Below are 7,619 nucleotides of genomic sequence, written 5' to 3' on the forward strand. Positions count from 1 at the left end.
ATCTGTGGAAATCTGCGGGATCTGTGGGCGACAACTAAGCGCACAATGCGCTAAAATTTTTATTCGCCCACGGATCGCACAAATAAGCACAGATGCCATTCGGGTTGCTTTTATCAAAAACACGAATATCTAAGTTGGCATGCTCCGTTTTCGCCATCACATGCTCCATTCCTATATGTTAATGTTGTGTTAAAACGACGAAAACCTGTGTGTACTTTTGCTCATCATTCGTTTTTATATTATACTATCAACACCAGGTACGACAGAAGGCAACTTTCCTATCAACAGAGAACGTGTGTTCATAATGCCTTTGATGACATTATGGAATACACGATTGAATGCGATGACCCTTTAGAGACAAAGGGAATCGTAGCAGATATAAAAAGGAGGTAGAACAGACTTTTGGCACGCCTGTATCAACAGGAAGTATGTATCAAGAAATTGAAATGTATCTAAGTTTGCGTTGAACATGAAAATATTGCATTTGTCTGACACACATGGCCAGCACAAGAATTTGAGGTCATTGCCCGAAGCGGATGTCATAGTGCATAGCGGTGACTTTACTTTTGCAGGAAGTGAAGAGGAAGCGTATGACTTCATGAATTGGTTCTGTAACTTACCTTATGAGCACAAGGTTTTCATTGCTGGCAACCATGATATGTGTATGTATGGGGCAGACCCTATTGGCGGACTCTCCAAAAACGTTCACTACCTCAACAGCAACAGCGTTGTGATAGATGGCATGAAGTTTTATGGCATACCGATGTTCATGGAAGACTGTATGGATGGCAAACTGGACATGTTAATCCGAAATATTCCAGACGATATAGATGTCTTGGTCACGCACATGCCCCCAAAAGGAATATGCGACATCGCTGACTACGGAAAAGGTCCTGAGCATAGAGGCAATGCAGCCCTTGCGGAACACCTGAAAGTTTTACATCCTACCTGCCATTTGTTTGGTCACGAGCATGACGCTTATGGTACGGCAACGATAGGGAATGTTATATATAGCAATGCCTGTGTGGTGGATAGCAGGTACAATCTGATAAATAATCCAACAATAATAAACCTAAAATAATTAACAACTCATGACTTACGAAGATTTTAAGAAGAAAGTGTACTCTCAGTTGATAAGATATAAGAAGGAAAATCTTGGAATCGTAGAAAAGGGTATCTCATCACATGGTGTAGAACACGATTGCTTGTTCCCCAAACCATATTGTGAAGAAAAACTTCCTTCTATGTTATATGCTGGCATAAAGCCTGTGGTGGCAGATATTCAAGCAAGCCGTTTTGCCTACAAGCCCCATCTTGCGGCATCAGCACATGTCGCAAGTTCACAGACAGCATGCATCAACCTGTTTGTTCCTATCCTTGAAAGCGAGCAAGCAGAACAGATACTCTTAGCCTCTGGAGTTGCACCAAAAGGATTCGCCCACATCGACAGAGAGCAATTACGGAAAGGATATTGCTTTGAATACTGGGAATCTTCATTAGAGGGCTCAAAAGGACTGCTTGGTGACCATAGTCCTCATGCAGGGACTGACTCTGATGTTGCTATTGCATATCGAGACAAAGACAATAAGTTATGCCTATGGCTGATTGAGCACAAGTTGACAGAACAGGAATTTACCACCTGCGGAGGTTATCGCTCAAAGGGCATTTCTAAATCGGAGAAGGCTAACTGCACCACTTGTAGTATGGCAGATTTGTTGAATGACCACGAGAAGTGCTATTATCACAAGCATTGTGGCTATTATTACTGGAATATCATGGATGCCCAATCATTGTTTTTCAATGGTAGCTATAAGGGAACTGGGTGTCCATTTAGAGGTGGCATGAACCAACTTTGGAGGAACCAGATGCTTGCTTTAGAACTTGAAAACCGTGCGCTATTCGCTGATGTCTTTTTCTCCGTTGTAACCCATCCTGAAAATACGTTCCTCGACAAAACCATGAATGAATATCGCGAACTCACAAAGCACTCTCATAAGTTCTTTGACTTCAAGTCGGACTCTTTGGTTAATGCAGCCGCCAAGTATTTACCCGATTGGGCAAGCTGGTACAAGAAGGTGTATTATGGAATGGAGTAGTTATCTGTAAAAGCCACCGATAAAGCGGACGCTGTTACAAAAGCCCTTGATAGCTTTATTGCCAAGGAAAACAAAGAAATCCTCACTCGCCATTTCTATGATTGCTGAAAAATCCGTGGAGGTCAAATTTTCCTCCACGGATTTTTCAGCAATGTCTATTATGACATAATATGAGCAAATTAATACTTACTGAGATAATCCTGCCACATTGATGGATAAATATCCTTTTCTCTCTTTATTACATAATCGGGAATTGGAACTGTATTATAGTCAAAACCTCTTGATTTCAGAAATCTTATTATCATCCTTTTGACCTTATGTAATTTCACATTGATGGTCTGCTGTTTCCTATTTTAATATACCATAAGGTATTTCAGTAGTATCTAAATAAAAATAATACACATTACCTGTGCCTCTCTCTACAGCAGTCATGCCTACAGGTGAAGCTGCTCGTGAATTATTTACGATCTCTTCATTTATCCATGAAAAACCTAAGTAAATAGGAATTGCGGACCATAGGAAAGAATATGAACTATTCGATATGTCATATAAAAAGATGTTTTCGGCAGAAAATAAAGAAAGGGAAAAAGCTGAATTATCCATAAACAGTGTGTAATTTCCTGTTTCTTTTAAGCTACAAGATTCATCACATAAGTAAAAAGACCTATTTTCGTCATTAACTAAAAACAGACAATCTCCTTTTTTATAATATGAATTGTTCGGAATGGGATTAGCTAATCGCAAACTTAAATAACGGTCCACTACTTTAATCCTGATAGTAACGCTTGTATTATCCATATTATCTTTCACAACAAGAAAAACAAAGCCCTTCTTCTTTGTCTTTATTTTTATTTTCCCATTACTTATTGTGGCCTCTAATACATCATCATCTGACACTTCGATTGAGAGATTATCGCTTCCTCCACTAAAAACAATTTCTTGCGAGTTTTCTAATAATGGCTTTTCGTAATATTCTTTTTCAAAGCATAATGATGAAATAACATTATCATCACTACTACAGCCATAGACAATGATAGACAAAAGCACAAACGTCAATAACTTTCTCATAATTTTTTATTGTTTTTATACTTGTTTCCTTTATACGGTCTTTTCGATTGTTTATCTTGTCGCATCATACATTGACAAGTAAGCTGAGGATGGGGTGATGTGGAGTCACCACATCCTTTTGCCTTTTATAGCCTATACTTCTTTTTCTTCCCAATTTTCCAAGAGACTTGAACTTCTTGGTGATGCACTTTTTGTTTCTATATTTACATGCTAAAAGTTATACCATCCTCAGTGTCCCATGCGCGAGGTATCTACCTCCTTGACCGTCTTCTCCTTGTAGCCACCAAACTTATAGATAACTGCGAAGGTGACAGATGCCCAGTTGTAGTTAACCTTCATACGGTAGTCTTGGTTGCCTTGCACGGAGCGGGTGTCGTATAGGTTGTTGAAGATGTTGTTGCCATTGATGCGTAATCCCCATTTTCCGTCATGCGATGTCCATTGCAGTTTGGCATCCATACTAAAGATAGGACTTATGTCGTAGACTCCTTGTATGGCTTTCGACTGAAAGAAAGGGTTGAGTATGAGGCGCAAGTCTTGAGTGTTGCATAGTTTTACAGATGCTGTACCTCCAAGTATAACAGAGAGTTTCTTGCGATTGAATGGCAAGTCGAAGAAATTACTGCTCTTGTCGTGCTTGTAGGTTCCTACAGCAAACACATTGCCATTGAGCCATTTGCCTGCATTGAATATGACTGACGCCTGCAATCCATAACTATTGGAATAATCGAAGTTGGTTTCCTTCATTATCACAGCCATGCGTTCTGTGGTCTGATATGGCAACTGTACGAAATAGTCGGGCTTCAGACTTGCAAAAGCCATCAGCGTATAACGTCGCTTTATCTGCCACATCAGGTTGACGTTATAATAAGCGAAGGGTTTCAAATCGGGATTGCCATGTATCTCTGAGTATGTTGAAGAATAGAAAACGTTACTCATGGTCGACCAATAACTCGGGAACTCCGAATTGGAGCTGAATGATAGATTGAGCAAATGGTTATCGTTGACGTTCCACAAAGCATTGAGCGTAGGATACACGCGCCATTTATCCCATATCGGAGAGTGGTATTGCTCGGCGGCAACGGATGCTTCAAGACTAAGGGCCTTGTTTATCTGCTTGCTGAAACCAGCATATATGTTCCATATCCGCTCATTGTTGTCCACGCTACTTGTCCCATTGGGCTGGATGGTTCCATCCTTATCTATTGTGGTCTGATAACTCTTGTTGCTTGTGAATTGCCCTTTCACACCATACGACAATCCCCAGCCGTGTGCCAACGAATGGGTTTGGTCGGCTGTGAACATCCATTCGTTGATGGTCTGCTCACTGCCGCTTGTCAGATTGCGTTCTGTTTCCGACATGCTTTCATCCGTATGCATCGTGCCGTCGAGGGCTTGTAGCTGACGCGTGCGATAGTAGGTGTACGAACCGTTAAGGGTGAGTCCGAAAGGAAGCGAGTAGTTAACATCCACATTGTGCAGATACTCATGACTGTCATGATGCATTCCACTAATGCTCGATCCTGTGGTGTTGCTGTTTGAGCACGTCTTGTCCCAGTGTCCTGTATAGGCAACGTCGAGACGATGGTTCTTACTGAAAGCATAATTCATCCCCAGCCGGTAGTCGTGTGTAATACCAAACGACTTCTGTCCTGTTTCGTCATTATAATAAACACGATTGTTGCCAAGCGGATGATTGGCTATGCGTGAAGATTCACCGTATGAATTGCCGTTTACATATTTATATTGTGCGTCAAGTCCAAACTTGCCCCTTTGCAAGGAAAGATATAAATTACCAAACTCATTGGCGTATTTGTTTTGCCGCATGCCACCAATGATCTGTCCTGATAGCTGATTGGTACCGGCGTAGTCTTTCGTAACGATGTTGATAGCCATGCCACGCACATGATAGCGAGCAGGGGCAGACAGCATCACCTCGGCTTTTGCCAACTGTGCGGCAGGCATTGCCTTCAAGCGTTCAGTAAGTTGCTCTTGCGTCAATGTGGTGGCTTGTCCGTTGATAATCAACGTTACTTCATTGCCAGAGAAGGATATGCTGCCTGTGGCATCGCTGACACCAGGTATGCGTGTCAATGCCTCGTAAGCGTTGTCGGCAGGCAATTGTTTTAGGAGTAGCGGCATATTGTACGACAGCATACCCCGCTCTGCCTTGACAATGGGGCGAGAACCTTTTACCATCACTTCCGGAAGATTGTGCAACATGGTCTCCATGGTGAGCGAATCCGTTTGCGTCAGAGTTTGAGCTTTCACGTTGGCAACAGAAAGCAGAAATAATCCTAAAAGAAATATCTTGTTGGCCATATTTTATCTTTTTCTATGTTATTCAAAAGTACGAAAAACAATCCACAAACGAGAATGTTCTGCTATACGTATTGTAGTGTATTACCCTTTGTTGATTCGTTCCACCAATTCATCTGGTGTAAGTATCTCCATCTTAGAGAAGCCAAACCACTTCTTGCCCAAGTCCTTTATGGATGCTCCTATATGATACACATCATCGTCTATACAAAGGAAGCGGTCATGTGACAAACGGAATGTTTCAACATCAATCGGTGCATATTGAGCATTATGACGGTCTATGTCGAGTTGGAACTGACGGCTTATTTGCTGGGTATAGATTACGGCAGACACATCGTTTTCTCTTTTATCGAGCAAGGTCAGTACAGTCTCGTCAACATAGTTGTCGATAAGGACAATACGCTTCTTCGCACTCTTAATCAAGTCGGACACGAAAGTATAGGCATCATAAATTTGACCATTGTAGAACACACCTTGTTTCGGCTTTGCGTTGCCCTCGTCCAATCTGCGAAACACCTCGTCTATGCGCTTGTCGGATTCTTGCAAGTGTTTATCTGTATCTTGTTGGTGCTGTAAAATTTCCAACTGGTGATATTCTATTGTTTCCAAACGACTAAAAACAGAAGCATTGTTCACCATAAAATGACGCATGGAAACAAAGGCTCGCATAATCTGAATATTGACCTCAATAGCTGTTTGTGAACGGAGAACACTACTAAGCATTGCCACGCCTTGCTCAGTAAAAGCATACGGCATATATTTGAGGTGTTGACCTTGTTTTCCGTTTAAGGTCACAATTTGTGACCTTAAACATTCTTCCTTTGTCAATTGAAACCGAAAGTCATTAGGGAAGCGTTCAACATTGCGTTTAACAGCCTGATTCAGAACTTTAACTTCTACCCCATATAGCATTGCTAAATCTTTATCAAGCATAACTTGTTGCCCTCTAATTACTTTTATTAGAGGTTCGATATTACCTGCGAGTTCATGGTTGTCGCATTTTGTAACATCTATTTTGGACTGGTCGCAATTTGCGACCGATTCTTTTTTATCTATGTTGTTTGCCATATTTCTATCTTTATTTTTGAGATCACAAATTGTGACCTTAAACGTATTGTTGTTATATTGGGTACAAAGGTAGTGCTTTTAGCCTTTAAGCCGCTATTGCACAACCCCTTTTTGGGGGAAGAACGTAAAATCAATAGTATTATTGCGATGATTGTACTTTTAGTAATCGCTTCACTCGTTGCACGGTACTTACCCCTTTACCACACAACTTTGCCACATCCCGAATGGAATATCCCTTGCGAAGCAGACTTATTACTTCCCTATATTCGGCTTTCATCTGTTCTTCCGTTTTTACAGAGCCTACCTTGCGTCCGAGCTTCCCACCTTTCTCTATATACTGCTTCCTTCCTGACAGCAATCGGCAGGAGATATTATCACGTTCCAATTGCGCACAGGTCGAAAGCGTGGCTATCATTATCGGGGCAAAGACAATAAGTTATGCCTGTGGCTGATTGAGCACAAGTTGACAGAACAGGAATTTACCACATGCGGAGAACCTTTCTATGAGGGCGCGTTTTAATGGGCACGCCCCAAAGGGGCAGAAGTTCATAGCCCAGCGGCAAGCGAAGCGACGCCCTGGGTATAATGTGCCGTTGAGCTTACGCCCTGTAAGGGCAAAAGTGCTGAAACAGAGCGTGTTATATTTACTTTTGCCCTTGCAGGGCGTGGTGTGATATGGTGTGGCGGTTTACCCAGGGTATCGCTTCGCTTGCCCTGGGCTATGGAGGTCATTGGGCTTTCAGCCCGCTTGGATTGACAGGGCTATGCGCTACCATGACTTTTCAGCCCGCTTCGTTTGACAGGGATGAACAGAGCGTCACATATTCTTGGTATGCGGAAAATCCGTTTAAGATCCACAGGCCCAGAGGGCCATCAAAAAAGAAAGAATTAACAGATTCGTGATGATTGATCCGTGCGCATCGGTGATATCCGTGTTCTGTAGACCCCAGAGACCATCGCCGTAGGCGGTGGGCACTAACAATTGCGCAATGGCCATGCGGGGTGCCTTTATCAAAAACACGGATTGCACCGATGCGCACGGATGGGTCTTTTCACGGATTCTTTACT

General features: G+C 42.2%; 5 protein-coding genes and 1 pseudogene. 2 read left to right on the top strand and 4 right to left on the bottom strand.

The window, feature by feature from the left end:
* The first annotated feature begins 469 nt into the window (after positions 1-469).
* Together KM934_RS11920 and KM934_RS11925 are read left to right on the top strand one after the other, a co-directional pair.
* A complete protein-coding gene (locus tag KM934_RS11920; RefSeq protein WP_215760824.1) occupies positions 470-1,081 on the top strand; it encodes a metallophosphoesterase family protein in 612 nt (203 codons plus the stop codon).
* A 10-nt stretch (positions 1,082-1,091) separates the two neighbouring features.
* Positions 1,092-2,096, top strand: coding sequence for a PGN_0703 family putative restriction endonuclease (locus KM934_RS11925; RefSeq protein ID WP_252344993.1), 1,005 nt, complete (start codon positions 1,092-1,094; stop codon positions 2,094-2,096).
* A 348-nt stretch (positions 2,097-2,444) separates the two neighbouring features.
* Here the strand turns inward: KM934_RS11925 and KM934_RS11930 are convergent, their stop codons facing one another.
* From KM934_RS11930 to KM934_RS11945, 4 genes and pseudogenes are all read right to left on the bottom strand, one after another.
* Positions 2,445-3,164, bottom strand: coding sequence for a hypothetical protein (locus tag KM934_RS11930; RefSeq protein WP_215760825.1), 720 nt, complete (start codon positions 3,162-3,164; stop codon positions 2,445-2,447).
* Between the two features lie 228 nt (positions 3,165-3,392).
* Positions 3,393-5,486 (bottom strand): outer membrane beta-barrel protein, encoded by a 2,094-nt coding sequence (locus KM934_RS11935; RefSeq protein WP_215760826.1) that lies wholly within the window; start codon positions 5,484-5,486, stop codon positions 3,393-3,395.
* A gap of 81 nt (positions 5,487-5,567) precedes the next feature.
* On the bottom strand, positions 5,568-6,551 hold the full coding sequence (locus KM934_RS11940; RefSeq protein ID WP_215760827.1) for an ORF6N domain-containing protein: 984 nt from the start codon (positions 6,549-6,551) through the stop codon (positions 5,568-5,570).
* A 139-nt stretch (positions 6,552-6,690) separates the two neighbouring features.
* Positions 6,691-6,981 (bottom strand): annotated as a pseudogene (locus KM934_RS11945) (helix-turn-helix domain-containing protein); the annotation flags it as partial.
* Between the last annotated feature and the right edge of the window lie 638 nt (positions 6,982-7,619).

The organism is Hallella faecis (assembly GCF_018789675.1).
GTDB lineage: Bacteria > Bacteroidota > Bacteroidia > Bacteroidales > Bacteroidaceae > Prevotella > Prevotella faecis.